The sequence below is a fragment of the Parabacteroides sp. D25 genome (assembly GCF_000307475.1).
Taxonomy (GTDB): domain Bacteria; phylum Bacteroidota; class Bacteroidia; order Bacteroidales; family Tannerellaceae; genus Parabacteroides; species Parabacteroides distasonis.
In genome coordinates this window covers 1-15369 of sequence record NZ_JH976508.1, presented here as the reverse complement: position 1 = coordinate 15369, position 15369 = coordinate 1, and the positions used below count along the sequence as shown (strand labels likewise).

General features: G+C 45.7%; 15 protein-coding genes and 1 rRNA gene. 8 read left to right on the top strand and 8 right to left on the bottom strand.

What is annotated here, in order from left to right:
• Nucleotides 1–174: 174 nt before the first annotated feature.
• Both HMPREF0999_RS18785 and HMPREF0999_RS18780 read right to left on the bottom strand, forming a co-directional pair.
• Nucleotides 175–642: a hypothetical protein gene (locus HMPREF0999_RS18785; RefSeq protein ID WP_009276626.1), complete on the bottom strand. Its 468-nt coding sequence runs from the start codon at nucleotides 640–642 to the stop codon at nucleotides 175–177.
• Nucleotides 643–722: 80 nt separating this feature from the next.
• On the bottom strand, nucleotides 723–1379 hold the full coding sequence (locus tag HMPREF0999_RS18780; protein ID WP_226766818.1) for a hypothetical protein: 657 nt from the start codon (nucleotides 1377–1379) through the stop codon (nucleotides 723–725).
• A gap of 696 nt (nucleotides 1380–2075) precedes the next feature.
• Here HMPREF0999_RS18780 and HMPREF0999_RS18775 point away from each other — a divergent pair.
• Entirely contained in the window at nucleotides 2076–2327 is a 252-nt protein-coding gene (locus HMPREF0999_RS18775; RefSeq protein ID WP_009018747.1) for a hypothetical protein, read from the top strand.
• A gap of 40 nt (nucleotides 2328–2367) precedes the next feature.
• Entirely contained in the window at nucleotides 2368–2682 is a 315-nt protein-coding gene (locus HMPREF0999_RS18770; RefSeq protein WP_226769934.1) for a hypothetical protein, read from the top strand.
• On the opposite strand, the gene HMPREF0999_RS18765 is transcribed toward HMPREF0999_RS18770, so the two are convergent.
• Complete coding sequence (locus tag HMPREF0999_RS18765) at nucleotides 2666–3946, bottom strand: DUF2851 family protein (protein ID WP_009018749.1); 1281 nt, start codon at nucleotides 3944–3946, stop codon at nucleotides 2666–2668. The genes HMPREF0999_RS18770 and HMPREF0999_RS18765 overlap by 17 nt on opposite strands.
• A 76-nt stretch (nucleotides 3947–4022) precedes the next feature.
• Between HMPREF0999_RS18765 and dapB the strand changes: the two genes are divergently transcribed.
• Genes dapB through HMPREF0999_RS18745 form a run of 4 tightly spaced genes read left to right on the top strand, consistent with a single transcriptional unit; the run spans nucleotide 4023 to nucleotide 7665 of the window.
• A complete protein-coding gene (dapB, locus tag HMPREF0999_RS18760) occupies nucleotides 4023–4739 on the top strand; it encodes a 4-hydroxy-tetrahydrodipicolinate reductase (protein ID WP_005860661.1) in 717 nt (238 codons plus the stop codon).
• A gap of 16 nt (nucleotides 4740–4755) precedes the next feature.
• Entirely contained in the window at nucleotides 4756–6153 is a 1398-nt protein-coding gene (locus HMPREF0999_RS18755) for a S26 family signal peptidase (RefSeq protein WP_009276623.1), read from the top strand.
• Nucleotides 6154–6172: 19 nt separating this feature from the next.
• Nucleotides 6173–7033 (top strand): signal peptidase I, encoded by an 861-nt coding sequence (gene lepB, locus HMPREF0999_RS18750; RefSeq protein ID WP_009276622.1) that lies wholly within the window; start codon nucleotides 6173–6175, stop codon nucleotides 7031–7033.
• Nucleotides 7034–7035: 2 nt separating this feature from the next.
• Nucleotides 7036–7665, top strand: coding sequence for a WbqC family protein (locus HMPREF0999_RS18745; protein WP_009276621.1), 630 nt, complete (start codon nucleotides 7036–7038; stop codon nucleotides 7663–7665).
• Here HMPREF0999_RS18745 and phnW read toward each other — a convergent pair.
• Genes phnW through HMPREF0999_RS18730 form a run of 3 tightly spaced genes read right to left on the bottom strand, consistent with a single transcriptional unit; the run spans nucleotide 7649 to nucleotide 10932 of the window.
• Nucleotides 7649–8734 (bottom strand): 2-aminoethylphosphonate--pyruvate transaminase, encoded by a 1086-nt coding sequence (gene phnW, locus HMPREF0999_RS18740; protein ID WP_009276620.1) that lies wholly within the window; start codon nucleotides 8732–8734, stop codon nucleotides 7649–7651. The genes HMPREF0999_RS18745 and phnW overlap by 17 nt on opposite strands.
• Before the next feature lie 31 nt (nucleotides 8735–8765).
• Nucleotides 8766–9554 (bottom strand): phosphonoacetaldehyde hydrolase, encoded by a 789-nt coding sequence (gene phnX, locus HMPREF0999_RS18735; RefSeq protein WP_009276619.1) that lies wholly within the window; start codon nucleotides 9552–9554, stop codon nucleotides 8766–8768.
• A 34-nt stretch (nucleotides 9555–9588) separates the two neighbouring features.
• Nucleotides 9589–10932, bottom strand: a complete 1344-nt coding sequence (locus tag HMPREF0999_RS18730; RefSeq protein ID WP_008774290.1) for a DUF5690 family protein — start codon at nucleotides 10930–10932, stop codon at nucleotides 9589–9591.
• 196 nt (nucleotides 10933–11128) lie between these two features.
• On the opposite strand from HMPREF0999_RS18730, the gene HMPREF0999_RS18725 reads away from it, so the two are divergent.
• Nucleotides 11129–12001 (top strand): hypothetical protein, encoded by an 873-nt coding sequence (locus HMPREF0999_RS18725; protein WP_009276618.1) that lies wholly within the window; start codon nucleotides 11129–11131, stop codon nucleotides 11999–12001.
• 56 nt (nucleotides 12002–12057) lie between these two features.
• Here the strand turns inward: HMPREF0999_RS18725 and HMPREF0999_RS18720 are convergent, their stop codons facing one another.
• Nucleotides 12058–14313, bottom strand: a complete 2256-nt coding sequence (locus HMPREF0999_RS18720; RefSeq protein ID WP_005860646.1) for an inorganic phosphate transporter — start codon at nucleotides 14311–14313, stop codon at nucleotides 12058–12060.
• Nucleotides 14314–14570: 257 nt separating this feature from the next.
• Here HMPREF0999_RS18720 and HMPREF0999_RS18715 point away from each other — a divergent pair, with 257 nt between their 5' ends.
• Nucleotides 14571–15110 (top strand): RNA polymerase sigma-70 factor, encoded by a 540-nt coding sequence (locus HMPREF0999_RS18715; RefSeq protein WP_005860644.1) that lies wholly within the window; start codon nucleotides 14571–14573, stop codon nucleotides 15108–15110.
• Between the two features lie 107 nt (nucleotides 15111–15217).
• On the opposite strand, the gene rrf is transcribed toward HMPREF0999_RS18715, so the two are convergent.
• Nucleotides 15218–15328 (bottom strand): 5S ribosomal RNA (gene rrf, locus HMPREF0999_RS18710).
• Nucleotides 15329–15369: the final 41 nt, after the last annotated feature.

Below are 15369 nucleotides of genomic sequence, written 5' to 3'. Positions count from 1 at the left end.
TTTACGAGTGAAAGATATAGAGGAATACCCACTTTTATCAAATTCAGCACCTTGATTTACACCACGTACCTTGACTGTTCCTGTACCGACATTATTTGTCGTAATATTGATGGATTCAGAAGAAGTAGTAAATACACCTGTTTGAGTACCACTTTTCCATCCTTCAGGTAAAGTCTACTCATATTTAGTAACCAGATTTTTATCTCCAGTTGTTGTTTGTCCCGGGTAATAAAATTTTTGACCAAGCAAAACTGTTATATTCTGAACTCCATAGTCTAAATTAGTAGAAGTTTTTGAAGTAAGAGAAGGCGGAGTTACTCCATTCAAACTTTTTATTTTTTGAGTGTAAGAGGCTGACTGCACTCCGCTAACTCCCGAACTATAATAAACTTCAGCCGTTAATTTCCCTTGAGGAGTACTACCATTTGTAGACTTCACATTATCCCAATATACGGTTATACCATAGAAATTCCCACCGGGGATTGAGGTTTGGGATGAACCAAGGGAAAAAGACCCACCCGAGACAGTCCAATTTACTCGGGCAATATTACTCCCTGCATCCAATACATAATAATATCCCATTTTTGGAGTAACGAACTCTGGTACGTCTTTGTCTGGTTTTAACACTGGATGCTGTGCCATCGCACTAACTATACTGAAAAAAACATACCAAAACGGATAACAACAATTTCATTCGTTTCATAATAAATCAATTTAAAGGTTTAAAACAAAAAATACACTCCACATCGAAAAGCATGATCGATATGTGTATCATAATCCACTTCACGAGGAAGTTCTGAGAATTGTTCGGAATAATTATCCAACCCTCTCACGGAGAAATAGCATCTATAATCAAACTCAACACCTACAAATTTCCACGTATATCTCAATCCCACTTTGGGATATAAAGAATAATCATTGAATCTATCACGTTGAAAAGGGAAAGGCTCTCCTTCTTGAACCTCCTGATATCGATTATAAAATCTCTGGTATTCCAACCCTCCACCCGCAAACAGATCTAAGTTCTTATACGACACAATGGAATAATCATATCCAATGCCCAAACCATACAATCGCATTTTATGAGTATAGTAACCCCGTATGACGGGATCTACAGAAGCATAATCGTCTCTCCAACTTTTCCATCCCAACGGCACATTCACATAAAATGAATGCTTTTCTGAAAGATTATACCGTACCGTAAGCTCTATCGGATGTATTAGCTCCTTCACCCGATCTTTAAAACCATAGGCGATACCAATACCAAACCGAGCCGGTTCCTTTTCCTTTGTAATCTCCTGCGCATTGGATGTCGCAAATAATAAAAGAACAGCCATAGACAAAAACCATTTACTCCTCAGTATATACTTCTTACTCATACTCCATCCCATATTGCACGTTCATAAATATTCGATATAAAAACTATCTTTCAATAACTCCATAAAGATAGCCTCCCAAAGCCCTTACCAGTTAACTGATAACTTCCCGATCCAACCTCAGAGATATCAAGCATATATAGTACTCCGTATCCCCGAATATTCGTCAGTATATGACTAAGGCATAAATATGCCAATAACATGATAAAATTTTTGTTTACTTCCACCGTCCTTTCTTTATTAACAATAGGTTAAATCCTATCAACAAATATAGGTCTTATATTTAACTATTCCAAGATATTTGAGTAGATAAAGAGAGATTTTCTTAATCATATCATGTTATAAATAAAGCATTGTCCGGATATTCCCACATCACAGATTCCGCACCAACTAATTTTTGTAACACAGAAGAGAAAAGCCCTTATTGTCATTTTTCTCTCCTAAAGAATATCATCGCGGCTCATCCGGGAAAAAACATCAGCTTGTTTTCCCGAAAACACGTACATGTTTTTCGGAAAACACGTACGACTTTTCCAAAAAACATGTACGTGTTTTTTCGAGTCCGGTTATCAATCTCTTACAAAACAGTAATTCACATCGAACTTATTGTAAAATAAAACACCCGAAATAAGGCAGATACCTAATTAAAAACAGTATCTTCGCAATAGATGGAAGTATAACCAAATAAATAGAGCAACTATGTCAGAAGTATCAGGTATCGAATTGGAGAAAGATGCGGCAGGGAACAACAGCTACGTTCGCATCGACTTAAAGAAATATGGGGATATGATCAATCCTATATTGAAACGATTGGGAGTAAACCTATCGGATAGTAACCTTGATGAATTTGAACGAGATTGGAACAAAGGATTGAGCATCGAGGAATTCAGACAATACGCAAAACAAGAACTAAGAAAACATTTCTATGAAAAAAACGCACAAAGAAAATAACACAAAAGTTATTATCCCTAAAGAAATAATCACTTATCTGATGGATTTAGCCGACACCTTATTTGAGAAAGATTATTATTCATACATTGAGTACGCAAACATACTTATCGATGATATCCTCGATTTCATCCACACTTTACCTCATGCACCACATTATAATCTCTCCCATACAGCTGAAATGAGGTTCAACCGATACGGGAGAGATTTGCAATACGCTTTTTTCAAACGAAAAAGCAGCAAGCATACCACATGGTATGTTTTTTCAACCGGAAAGGTGATCGATATATTACGTTATATCACCAATAATCATAAAGACGGCAAGTATATAAGAGCTCCTTTTACCGAGGAGGATTAACACTTCGTTTTAGCAACCTGAACCCAATCCGGCAATACAAACACTTTCGCTTCTCGCAATATTCTCGTTTTAACTGGATGAGTGATTGCGTATCACCAGCGTTATGGACTTCGATACCGGATCGAGCGAAAGCGGTTACGATATGATTGCGTTCCGGCGGGATACTCTCCAAGAGGCGGGTCGCACGCAGGCAATACTCAGGAAGTTTATTTCGACCGCCGTAAGCGAATAGCAGAGGGACTACCGTATTTATTAACAGGATATTCAAGGCATTCTCCCCGATCATTTTATCTTTTTCCACCGAGGCGTATTGGAAATGATAATGATTCTTCCAATAATCCGAGGGTTGGATACGGAAATAATCCTTGATCTCTTTAGGAGAAGAAGCGGACAGGATCATCGAGAATAACGTATCGTACCGATGCCAGATAGCGGCCAGTTGCGCCAACTTCACATGCGGGAAGTTGGTCGGACGGATACGGAGGCTTTTGAACAAGGAGTCATCCAAAGGCTTGAGCCCGAACTTATGGCGGAGAAACTCATATTCCCGCCTCAGCAGACGGTAGTAATGGCAGGAGCCCTCTTCCGAGAGCATACCCGCTTGTCCGAAAAGCATCGCCTCTACTTGCGACTCGCTAGCCCTTTGCTTTTGGATATATCGCAGGGGGAGGCTTTTCGCCAACCACTCGAAAGCGTCGCTATTCACGCCAAAGCCGAAACTACGGGTTAATAGGATATAGAACACCTCGTTCCAATCCTCTTGATACTGATCCAACAGACGGTATATATCCTCTGTCTTTCGTTCCAGCCGCTCACCGAGCAAGGCATCCATCCATGAGGCCAGATGTACGGAGTCCACATCTTGAATCCGCTCGAGGCAGGGGACGGGCACCTCTCTTACCAATAACCAATCGATATTTTTCCGGACAGGTTCCGGAACGGATAATATCAATTGAGGAATAGGCTCACCGTTCATCCGGCAGATAGATGCGTCATTCACACCCGTTACATGCAAGATAACGGAGTCATATGCCTTATCTGAATCATGATGATGCAGCAACCAATCGGAAGCTTTTTCGTGGATCTCCACGCTTCCCGCCCATACCGTGCCGTCGATTTTTACCTTGGCGTTGAAGAAGTCGGGACCGGCGTCGGTGTTTTGTATTCCGGGATCGATAACAGCGATAGGAAGCCCCTCGGTGGTAGTCAATGGAGTACTCGCATAGAGTTTGTATTTCCAAACATAGTGTAATAAACGTTCCATATTCTTTCAGAGTTAAGATTTTGGATTCAAATGTAATTCATTTTCTGTATATTTGCGACATTAATTGAATTAAAGTATGAAAATTGCACTTATAGGTTACGGGAAAATGGGCAAAACGATCGAGCAGATCGCCATCCAAAGAGGACATCAAATTGTTTCCATCATAGATATCAATAACGCTGAGGATATATATTCAGAAGCGTTCAAGAGCGCCGACGCGGCGATTGAGTTTACTACCCCGGCTACCGCTTTCAATAACTATATGAAATGTTTCGAGGTAGGCGTGCCGGTCGTATCGGGTACTACCGGATGGCTGGACCGTATCGGCGAGATCAAGGAGAAATGCGAGAAAGAGGGCAAAACCTTCTTCTACGCCTCCAACTTCAGCATCGGCGTAAATATCTTCTTCGCCATGAATAAGTATCTGGCGAAAATCATGAACAACTTCCCCTCCTACGACGTTAAAATGACAGAAGTCCACCATATCCACAAGCTGGACGCACCCAGTGGAACGGCTATCACGTTGGCCGAAGGAATCTTGGAAAATATCGATCGTAAAGACCGCTGGACCTTAGAGAACGCCGAGAGCGCGACCGACCTGCCGATCCACGCTATCCGTGAGGGTGAGGTTCCGGGTATCCACGAGATCACGTATGAGTCGGACGTAGATACGATCAGTATCAAGCATGATGCCAAGAGCCGTGCCGGATTTGCGCTAGGCGCCGTAATAGCGGCAGAGTTTACCGCCGGAAAGAAAGGTTTCCTAGGCATGAATGACTTATTCAAATTCTAAACGTATTAGCTAAAAGATGAAGAAGTTCACGAAAAAACAATGGATCAAGTTTAGTATAGCGGCCGTATTATACACGTTGTTCGCTATCTGGATGCAAAACGTATGGTTACTGCTGGGATTAATCGTCCTAGTCGATATATTCTTGACGCACTACATCCCTTGGGGAGCTTGGAAACGGTCTAAGAACCCGACGGTACGCAACGTATTGGAATGGGTGGACGATATCGTATTCGCGCTGGTAGCCGTTTATTTCATCAATTTGTTCGTCTTCCAGAACTATCAGATACCGAGTTCTTCCCTAGAGAAATCCTTGCTGGTAGGAGATTACCTGTTCGTCAGCAAATTAAGTTACGGCCCTCGCGTACCGAACACGCCGATCTCCTTTCCGTTGGTACAAAATACGTTGCCTATCTTAAACTGTAAATCGTATCTGGATTGGCCGGAATGGGGCTACAAACGGGTGAAAGGTTTGGGCCACGTGAAACGTAATGATATCGTAGTGTTCAACTTCCCCGCAGGCGACACGATCGCCGTGAAAGTGCAAAACCCGGATTACTACTCCTTGGTCGAGGAGTACGGACGGGAACGTATCTTATTGGATAAGGCCACGTTCGGCGAGGTAATGTACCGCCCGGTCGACAAACGGGAGAATTACGTGAAGCGTTGTATCGGTATGCCGGGTGATACGCTCCAACTCATAGACAACCAAGTGTACATAGACGGTAAACCCGCCGAGAACCCGAAAGATATGCAATTCAACTACTTTATCGAAACAGACGGTTCCCCGATCACAGAGGAGCAATTCCGTTTGATGGACGTAAGCAAGGATGACCGTATGCTGGCCTCCAGCGGCGGTTATTACCAAAACCTATTGTCATACCTAGGCTTTACGCCTAACGCGAAGGGACAGTACAACCCGGTATATCGCCTGCCACTCACGAAAAAGGCCTTGGCGATAGCGGAGAAGTTACCTACCGTGAAGAAGGTTATCATCGAGCCGGAGACGTTGGGCGGCCCTACCTATCCGGTCGGATACAATACTGGCTGGACCCGTGATAACTTCGGGCCGCTTTGGATCCCGAAGAAAGGGGCTACCATCCCGTTGGACGAACGTAATCTGGCGTTGTACAGCCGTTGTATCAAGAATTACGAGAACAACACCTTGGAAGTGAAGGACAGCAAGGTCTACATCAACGGCAAGCCCGAGACTTCCTATACGTTTAAATACGATTATTACTGGATGATGGGCGATAACCGCCATAATAGCGCAGATAGCCGCTCATGGGGTTTCGTACCCGAGGATCACATTGTCGGCAAGCCGATCTTGGTTTGGCTATCCTTGGACAAGGATCGCAGCCTGTTCGACGGTGGTATCCGTTGGAACCGCCTGTTCCGCTGGGTTCATCCGGATTAAGAGGTGAAAACTTCGTATTATGACAATCCAACGATTCCTGATAGTTCTCATGAAATGGCTGGCAGCTTTCGCGCTAGCCTCGGGGATCGTCATGCTCATACGCCTTTTCTGCATAGAGTCCTATCGCATCTCCACGGACTCTATGGAAGAGGCTTTGCATAAAGGGGATTATATCCTAGTCAATAAAATACCGGGGAAGAATAAGCCCGTCCGGGGCAAGGTCGTGCTTTTTACCAGCCCGCTCTCTCGAGATTCCGCGGATGCTCCCTTATTCATCAGCCGCTGCATCGGTATGCCGGGCGATACGATCCGGGTCAGCATGGACGGATATACGATAAACGGGCATAAAATCCCCCGCTCTCCTCGCTCCCTCTGTTCCTATTTCATAACACTGAGCGCCAAGGAGACGTTCTTGGAGACGTTAGAGAAGTTGGACATCCCACTTAGGGATTTCAGGCAGGAAAGTTTCGGCTGTATGCTCAGCCTCACGGCTTTCGAGGAATATCAATTGAGGGAGGAATTGCCCGACGCCATAAACCGTCATTTTATCGGGGAACAAATGCAAGAATACATGTTGATCGTCCCACGGAAAGACCGGGCTTACCCGCTGGACGCCGCCTCGCTCACCGCCTGCAAGGAGATCATCATGCGGGAGACGGATGGTAAAGCTTCCTTCCGTGACGGAAAGTTATATCTGGACGGGCGGGAGACTAATTTCTTCTTTTTCCAACAAGACTACTATTGGGTACTGTCCGATAATACCAACGAGGCGGTAGATTCCCGCCATCTCGGTTTCATACCGGCCGACCATATCGTCGGCAACGCTTGGCTCTGCTGGTACAGCCCCGACAAACAACGAATCTTTAAACCCGTTCATTAATCATGCGACCTGTATATATAGCGACCGCCTATCTAGGCCCCATACAACAATATTGTAAGATGCTCCAATACCCGGAGGTCCGTATCGAGACCGCCGAGAATTACGTGAAGCAAACCTATCGTAACCGTTGTTCCATCGCCGCCGCGAACGGCCCACTCTCCCTATCCATCCCCATCGTCAAGCCAGATACCTTGAAATGCCAGACCAAGGACATCCGTATCTCCGACCACGGAAACTGGCGGCACCTACACTGGAACGCTTTGGTATCGGCCTACAATATGAGTCCGTTTTTCGAGTATTATGCCGATGACTTCGCTCCTTTCTACGAAAAGAAATACGAGTTCCTCCTCGACTTCAACGAGGAACTGCGCCGTCTAGTCTGTGACCTGTTGGATATGCAACCCGCAGTCGTCTACACCGAGCATTATGAATCGGAGGTAGCCAACGATTTCCGGGAAACGATCCGCCCGAAACACGAAGGGGAAGATCCCGCCTTCCGCCCGGAACCTTATTATCAAGTATTCCGGGAGAAATTCGGATTCCTCCCCAATCTGAGTATAGCGGATTTGCTGTTCAATATGGGCCCCGAAGGACTCGTTACGTTACGGGCATCAATTACCGGATCTCTTTAATCGATTGTATCAAGGCTTCCATATCTTTCGGGAAGATATCTCCGATATTACCGATACGGAACGTATCCGCATCCGAGATCTTACCCGGATAGATCACGAAGCCTTTCTCCTTCAGCCGTGCGTAGAACGAGGTGAAATCGAAATCCGCGGAAGGATATAAGAACGAAGTGATAATAGGCCCTTGGGCATCATCGGGCAGCAAGGTCTTGAAACCCAATCTACGCATACCTTCCACCAATATCTGGTGATTCTCTTGATATCTCTTATAACGAGCCGTGATACCGCCTTCCTCGTTCAATTCCTTCATGGCTTGGTAGAAAGCGTGAACCACGTGCGTCGGAGACGTGAAACGCCATTTGCCTCCCCCTTTCTCCATCGCTTCCCACTGGGCATAGATATCTAAGGAAAGCGAGCGGGCATTCCCCTTCGTCGCCATCAATTTATCTTTTTGGGCGAGGATAAAGCCGAAGCCGGGAACTCCTTGAATACATTTGTTCGCACTACTGACCAAGAAGTCGATACCTAAACCTTTCACGTCGATAGGGACACCGCCAAAGCTGCTCATCGCATCCACGATAAAGGTAATCCCCCGGCCCTTGATCACCTCGGCTACCTCCTCAATCGGATTCAACAAACCGGTCGTGGTCTCGCTATGTACCATTGAGAGATGCGTGATACCGGGATGTTCCTCCAAGGCACGTCGGGCTACCTCGCCGGTTACCAGTTCCGTCTCATGCAAAGAGACCAGTACGTAATTGATATGATAATAATCGGCGATCTGCGCCATACGTTTGCCATAAGCACCGTTAGCGAGGATCAATAATTTATCCTCCGGACGCACGGCGGCCCCGATCGTAGCCTCCACACAATACGTTCCGCTACCTTGCAGCAGGACACTGGTGTACTCATCCCCGTCCAATCCCGCTATCGCCAGCAAGCCTTTACGGATCGGGGTAACGATACCCTCGTTATAATCCTTATCCCACGTACACCAATCTTGAAGCATGGCCTCACGCACCGTCTGCGACGTACTCAACGGGCCCGGTGTCAATAATAAATAGTTTCTCATATGATTGTTTTATTCTATTCGGTTATCAAGCTTAATTCCTGTTGTTAATCTTCTCGATGCAAGCGGGCAGCTCGGCGATCGTATCCAAGACGAAATGAGCCCCCGCCGCCAACATACGCTCACGCACCTCTTTCTTCAGAGATTCCCATTCTTCCGCCGGACGGCTGTTATATTCCTCCTCGCTCACGCCCATCTCGTTGCTACCGGTCACGATACCGACGCTCCATACCTTGGCGTTCACGCCCTCCTTAATATCAGCGATCGTATCTCCTACCTTCACCACTTGATCTACGGAAGGAATCGCTAAATCTATCATATTCTTATAGATCATATACGGGGCGGGGCGACCGGCCGGGACCTCGTTCGGTGTCACCAGATTATCTACCCTATATCCTTTGGCCTCGGCTCCGGGACGGACAATCTCCATCATCTTCGCCGTGTACCCGGTCGTAGAGCCGATCTTTATACCTTGCTCGCGAAGCATCGCCATCGTCTCCAAGACTCCCGGTATCGGAGTGGTGAAATCCTTCAAGGAAGCGAACAAATGTTTCTCGAAACTAGTGTACATCTCATCCACGTCCCTCTTGTTCCAGTCCCTCTTATACAAGGCACGGAACTTCTCGTTCACCTCCGGCATGCTCAAGATCGCCTTGATATGATCGATCTTCAAGAGACCCATCGGCTCACGGGCCTGCCGGTAAGTGATATCAATCCCTTTCTCTTCCGAGAATACCTTGAGGAAAGCGTTCAACGGAGCGAAGCATCCATAATCCACGGCCGTACCGGCCCAATCCATAATGACACCTGAAATCTTCTTCATATTCTGTATGTATCGTATTTAATAATTTTCTTGTTTAAGCGATCGTAAGGACATTGTTTTCGGTAGGCTCAAGAGTTGCTATTTCCTCGCAGCCACATAAAGCGGTCTCCTTGCGATAGCGTTGCCGCAAATATACGAAGGAAGCGACAAAAGTGGCGCAGCAAAAGATCCCTACATATCCGGCAAGTTGGTTATAAAATACCGCCCAGTCCAATCTCGTACCCACGAATTCCTTTAGCACCAATACCAGTATCGTACCCGTGTACCCCAGAAAATCTGTTAAGACAATAAAGAAACCGACGTTTCCCCGTATCTTGAAACAAGCGATGAAGCGATCGAAGAAAATCGTCTGGAAGGTTAAGTAAGCCATATACAGGCAAAGGCTCTGCAAGAAAAGCCATGTCACCGGGCTCAATCCCATCCGCTCCTGCCCGAACGACACGAACGCCATGACCATCATGCCCGTAATAATCAAACCGTACAGGACTGAAAGCGCCTTAAAATTATCTTTCACGAGCACCATCAAACCAAAGATCGCCAAGATAGTCAAGGTCACCACGCTATCTATTTGCGTGAACAACCAAGGCGAGTAACCGGACATATCGATGATATTCACCAAGAAGTCCTCCTTGATATCCCGCAATACCACGATCGCTATATTCGCCACGAAAAGCATCGTCAAGAAAGGCATGAAATGCTTAAAAAGCTCCCAACGCTGCCGCCCGTTCAAGGTCTCCCGCTCCGACTTCAAGGCGATATCCTCCTCCGTAGGCTGTGGAAGCCGGTTCAGCGCATATCCCAACAAGGCTAGCAAAGGCAATGCCACCGCCCCGATCAAGGCGGGCATCCAGAACTCGCTGACCTGCCACGTATCCATTACGTACAAGCCGACAGACTTTGCCGTACCGGAACTGATCACCATACTTACGCCCAGCAGACTAGCGAGGACATCCGTCATCCTACGTCCTTCTATAAAGCTGAAAATAATCCCCCACATACATCCCAGCGAAAGCCCGTTCAAGAACATCGCCGCTATATTATAAGGAGCCGAGAGCAACCCGAAGAATACCAACGAAAGTTCCGCCATCACCACGGACATCAAGATGAACCGCAAGCGCTCTTCCCGCCGCAACTCCGATATCAACTTAATTCCCATGAACTTCGACACCACGTACCCCAAGATCTGCACGATCGTAACCGCCACCTTATAGTCCATATTGAATACCTCCAGATCCTCGAAAGCGGCAGCCGTATAAGGCTTACGCAACATATATACCAAGGAATAAGAAAGCAAAGCGGCCCCTCCGGCCCATAGGATGAAGAAGAGATCGGAAACCCGCCTCCGGGATGTTTTATTTGTCTGTATCGCAGTGTCCATAATCTTCTGTCGTTTTATTTTCGAAGGCAAAAGTACAGCCGCCATGTTACAGACATATTACTGAACCCATGAATGTATATTATTAATACCCAACTAGGAATCAATAAATTATAAAGAAATATTTATGTAACATTCATGAAACGGAAACGCAACATATGTCCTCTTATTTTGTAAGGTAAATCAAGAATATAAACACATGAACAATCTTCAAGAATTCTACCGAAAGATCGAATATCTACGAAGCAATGGGGTTAAGATGAAAGAGATAGCCGACTGGATCGATATGGCTCCCAGCATATTGTCCTCCCTATATACGACCGTATTGCCGAATTATTTCGAGGGCATCAAGAGTTACCCGCCGGAAGAAGCGCTGGACTCGGCGCTCGCCCTAGTGAATAACGTGTCGAAAAAACGTTTGCTTTCCCATATAGAGGAGATGATCCTTCGCCTAGACCAGATGGAGCTCGCCGAACCGGATAGCCTAAAAGATAATCCTTTCGCCAAGCAATTGATGGAGGAGACACGGCTCTCCGCCTCTAAAATAGAGGCTTTCAAAGGAATCTATACCAGTTACAGCCTTTCTTCCTCCTCGGACTGCCTCAAGATGGAACCCTTCCTACTCTCCCCCTCGGATAATCAAGTCCGTGTAGGGCGGATCAGCGCTTATGGAGAGGCTCAATGGGGATTCGGGATCATGCCCGATCCTCAGAATTTCCATTGCATGCTGAACGAGAACCAAGCGCCCCAATTCACGATGGTAACGATATACCTGCAAATACCATTTTTCAAGAATCCCCGCCAATTACGAGGATTATACATCGGGCAGGATTATAATCGTAACCCGATCGCCCGCCGAATCCTTCTTATCAAGGAATCAGAAAGCACGGAGATCGATGAATTCATGAGCCGGAAAAGCGGACTGATCGATAAAGAAGATTTTACCCCGGAACAACAGGCCTACTATGATTATACTTGCCAAACAGGAGATTTTATCAAGATGTGTACAGTCCCATCCCTGCGGATGGACGAGAGTGATTTAGTCAAAGAAAAGAAGATGCTAACCCTATAAACCAGTAGAGACGGGGCATGCCCCGTCTCCCACCATCCCAATATAATAGAGACTGATTATTCCTTCTGGAACTTCCTACTCACCTTCAAGAGGTTCGCCGTAAAAGAAACCACGTTCTGGGCCTCTTGTACCATGTTCAAATAAACCATGCTCACCTTCGTGCTGCCGGACTGCCCTTGGATACGCTTCAACTCCCCTTTCTTCAAGGCGGTAAGTTGGTTCATCAAGGTAATCGACTCAGCGATCAGCTCCTCAAAACCAATATAATCGTTTTTACGGATCATAGTAGCGCAATTTCTCAAGAAGGAGATGATTTGTTCAGATACCTTACCAAAATCATCTTTCTGTACCGGACTCAACGGGCTGAAATTATTATCGATATGATCTTTCATCGGTTCTGCCAAGCGACGGATACTGAATATGATCTCGCTGGCGAAGTCATTTCCTTGATAATAATAAAGCCCCTTCTCCACAGCGATATCGTGATCCAATTGGGTAACGCCAAGCGTACCGACACGTTTCACTTGCTTCAAGTGAATCTTCTTCTCTTCCACGGCAGTCAAGACCTTGCGCAACTCACGGAGGTTCTCATTCATGAATCCATTTACCGCCTTACCGAATACTTCCGCCGTAAAATCCAGATCGGATTGTAATTCCTCACGGCTATGCTCGCGGAACAGGGCCAAAGCCTCACGGGTATCCGTAGCCTTACGAAGTTTAGACACCGTAGAATTCACCTCCTCCTTCAATGCCTCTTTCCGCAATTTAGCCTTATAAGCGAAGTGGCTACGAACCAACGAATAGATCGCCAAACCAATCATAGCGACCAAAGCTGGAATACCTCCCCAATAAATCAAAAGAGCGACGATGAAACAGATCGTAAAAGCAGCCCCTGCCGTAATGAACCAACCACCTATCACGGACAATACGCCTGTGATGCGATATACGGCGCTCTCACGCCCCCAAGCACGGTCTGCCAACGAAGTACCCATAGCGACCATGAAAGCCACATACGTCGTAGATAAAGGCAATTTCAAGGAGGTTCCCAAAGCGATTAGCAATCCGGACAAAACCACGTTCACCGAGGCACGTACCAAGTCGAAACTAGCCTTGTCATCCATGATCATCTCGCTTTGGTCGAAACGGCTATCAATCCAGTTCTTAACCGGAGTGGGCACGATACTTAATATCGTAGCGGATATATTACTGCAATTCCGTACCAATACCCGTGCGACAGGCGATGTACCGAAAGACTCCTCTCCATCCGATTGACGAGACAGATCCAAGGAAGTCTTCACCACGTTCTGAGCCTTTTTGGAGGTAGCCAAGGCGATTACCATCACGATCCCGGACCCCACCAAGAAATACCAAGGTGTCTGGGCCGGTCCCAACAAGGAGGTCATCAAAAATGTATCCGTGGTAGTGGTCCCTCCCTGCGCCATCAAGTCCATATAAGAGGAATAGCCAGCCAAGGGGACTCCGATAAAGTTCACCAAGTCATTCCCGGCAAAAGCCAACGCCAAGGCAAACGTACCCATCAAAATGACCACCTTGAATACATTCACCTTCAACCAATGCAATACCTGCATCAAGATCGTAAAAAATACCATACATCCCAAAACGATCATCCCCGTATTGGCATACACCATATCCTTGAACTCACCCGTCATAAAAGAACTTGTCTTCAGTCCCTTTATCAGCATAAAGTAAATGATGGAAGTGGCCGCTAAACCTCCGAACAGACCAATAAAATATTTAGAACTTTTCTTATAATTAAATGAGAACAAGATCCGGGACAGATACTGCACGATCACACCAAAGAAAAAAGCGATCGCCACAGAAAGAAAGATACCCAGAATCACGGTAAAAGCCTTCTCTGTATTCAGCAGATCCCCCAATTGCAAAGCGCCTGAAGAACTAGCGATCTTTACCAAGGCAATCGCTACCGTTCCACCCACCAACTCAAACACCATGGAAACCGTTGTCGAGGTCGGCATACCTAACGAGTTAAAAATATCCAGTAACACCACATCCGTAAGCATAACGGCCGCAAGGATACACATGATCTCCGAGAAATAAAAATGCTGGGGTTGATAAATACCATGCCGGGCAATATCCATCATACCATTGGATAACGCCGCACCAACAAAGACTCCCACGGCAGCGATAGCGATAATAACTTTAAAGGATGCGGCTCTTGCGCCGATAGCTGAATTCAAGAAATTCACGGCGTCATTACTAACACCGACCGATAAATCTACGATGGCCAATACAAACAAAAATATGACCAAGAACAAATAAAATGTTTCCATACTGATTGTTATAATTCTTGCGCAAAGTTCTGAAACAATTATTTCGCATCCGTTACATACATATTACAATGATGTTACAACCTGCGGATTAGATTCAAAAACAACCAGATATGAAATTAGGTTGAAATTAACATCAAGTATTTCTCTTTTAAGAGAGAGATCCACTAAGGGTTTTTATATACATTTGCGACTATATATTTAGAAGGGAAATAAGTTAACAAGATTCTAGTTACTTGGAAAAACACTCCAAAGAAATAATGCAATGGGTCTGTGAAATCGCACTATCCGATTCTCAAACTGCTTTTAAATCGCTTTATTTAGCCTATTTTCAGAGGCTAATGCGGTTTACATCCCTTTATGTGCCTTCCTCTGTAGAAGCTGAGGAAATTGTCTCTGATACATTTCTAAGTCTTTGGAATAATAGAAAGTCATTACCGGAGATCTCTAACTTCGATTCTTATATCTATGGCATAGCCCGCCACAAAGCCATCAGCCTATACCGGACACAACATATGGAGAAAGTCCAGATCGATGAGAATACGATCGATTTATTCGCACATACCGATACTACGCCCGAGGAAGAACTTATTTCTAAAGAATGCATCGATCATTTAAATGAGGCGATCAATACGCTCCCGGATAAATGCAAGATGGCTTTTAAACTGATCCGTGAAGATAAGATGAAATATAAGGATGCGGCAAATATCCTAGAAATATCAGTAAAGACATTAGAAGCCCACATCGCCACGGCAGTACGGAAACTACGGGAATCTCTAGCTAAAGAAATAAACGACTAATCTATCCACGTTCCCTCTTTGTAAAGACGTAGCGTGCCACATCTCTACAACGGCTGGTGTATATACCAAAAAAAGGAGCCAATCTTTCGACTGACTCCTTTCACCTAAGACGGCGGCTACCTACTCTTCCACTGTTACGCAGTACCATCGGCGTGACGAGGCTTAACTTCTCTGTTCGGAATGGGAAGAGGTGGATCCCTCGTGCTATAGCCACCTTAATATCATTATCAAGATTTTGACCGGACATCAATCCGAAGAG

Coding starts and splice junctions, on each gene's coding strand:
- HMPREF0999_RS18775 (WP_009018747.1), top strand. CDS start 2,076: ATGTCAGAAGTATCAGGTATCGAATTGGAGAAAGATGCGGCAGGGAAC.
- HMPREF0999_RS18755 (WP_009276623.1), top strand. CDS start 4,756: ATGAAGAAGTTCACGAAAAAACAATGGATCAAGTTTAGTATAGCGGCC.
- HMPREF0999_RS18730 (WP_008774290.1), bottom strand. CDS start 10,932: ATGGACACTGCGATACAGACAAATAAAACATCCCGGAGGCGGGTTTCC.
- phnW (WP_009276620.1), bottom strand. CDS start 8,734: ATGAGAAACTATTTATTATTGACACCGGGCCCGTTGAGTACGTCGCAG.
- HMPREF0999_RS18765 (WP_009018749.1), bottom strand. CDS start 3,946: ATGGAACGTTTATTACACTATGTTTGGAAATACAAACTCTATGCGAGT.
- lepB (WP_009276622.1), top strand. CDS start 6,173: ATGACAATCCAACGATTCCTGATAGTTCTCATGAAATGGCTGGCAGCT.
- HMPREF0999_RS18780 (WP_226766818.1), bottom strand. CDS start 1,379: ATGAGTAAGAAGTATATACTGAGGAGTAAATGGTTTTTGTCTATGGCT.
- HMPREF0999_RS18745 (WP_009276621.1), top strand. CDS start 7,036: ATGCGACCTGTATATATAGCGACCGCCTATCTAGGCCCCATACAACAA.
- HMPREF0999_RS18715 (WP_005860644.1), top strand. CDS start 14,571: ATGCAATGGGTCTGTGAAATCGCACTATCCGATTCTCAAACTGCTTTT.
- HMPREF0999_RS18770 (WP_226769934.1), top strand. CDS start 2,368: ATGGATTTAGCCGACACCTTATTTGAGAAAGATTATTATTCATACATT.
- HMPREF0999_RS18785 (WP_009276626.1), bottom strand. CDS start 642: ATGGCACAGCATCCAGTGTTAAAACCAGACAAAGACGTACCAGAGTTC.
- HMPREF0999_RS18720 (WP_005860646.1), bottom strand. CDS start 14,313: ATGGAAACATTTTATTTGTTCTTGGTCATATTTTTGTTTGTATTGGCC.
- HMPREF0999_RS18725 (WP_009276618.1), top strand. CDS start 11,129: ATGAACAATCTTCAAGAATTCTACCGAAAGATCGAATATCTACGAAGC.
- phnX (WP_009276619.1), bottom strand. CDS start 9,554: ATGAAGAAGATTTCAGGTGTCATTATGGATTGGGCCGGTACGGCCGTG.
- dapB (WP_005860661.1), top strand. CDS start 4,023: ATGAAAATTGCACTTATAGGTTACGGGAAAATGGGCAAAACGATCGAG.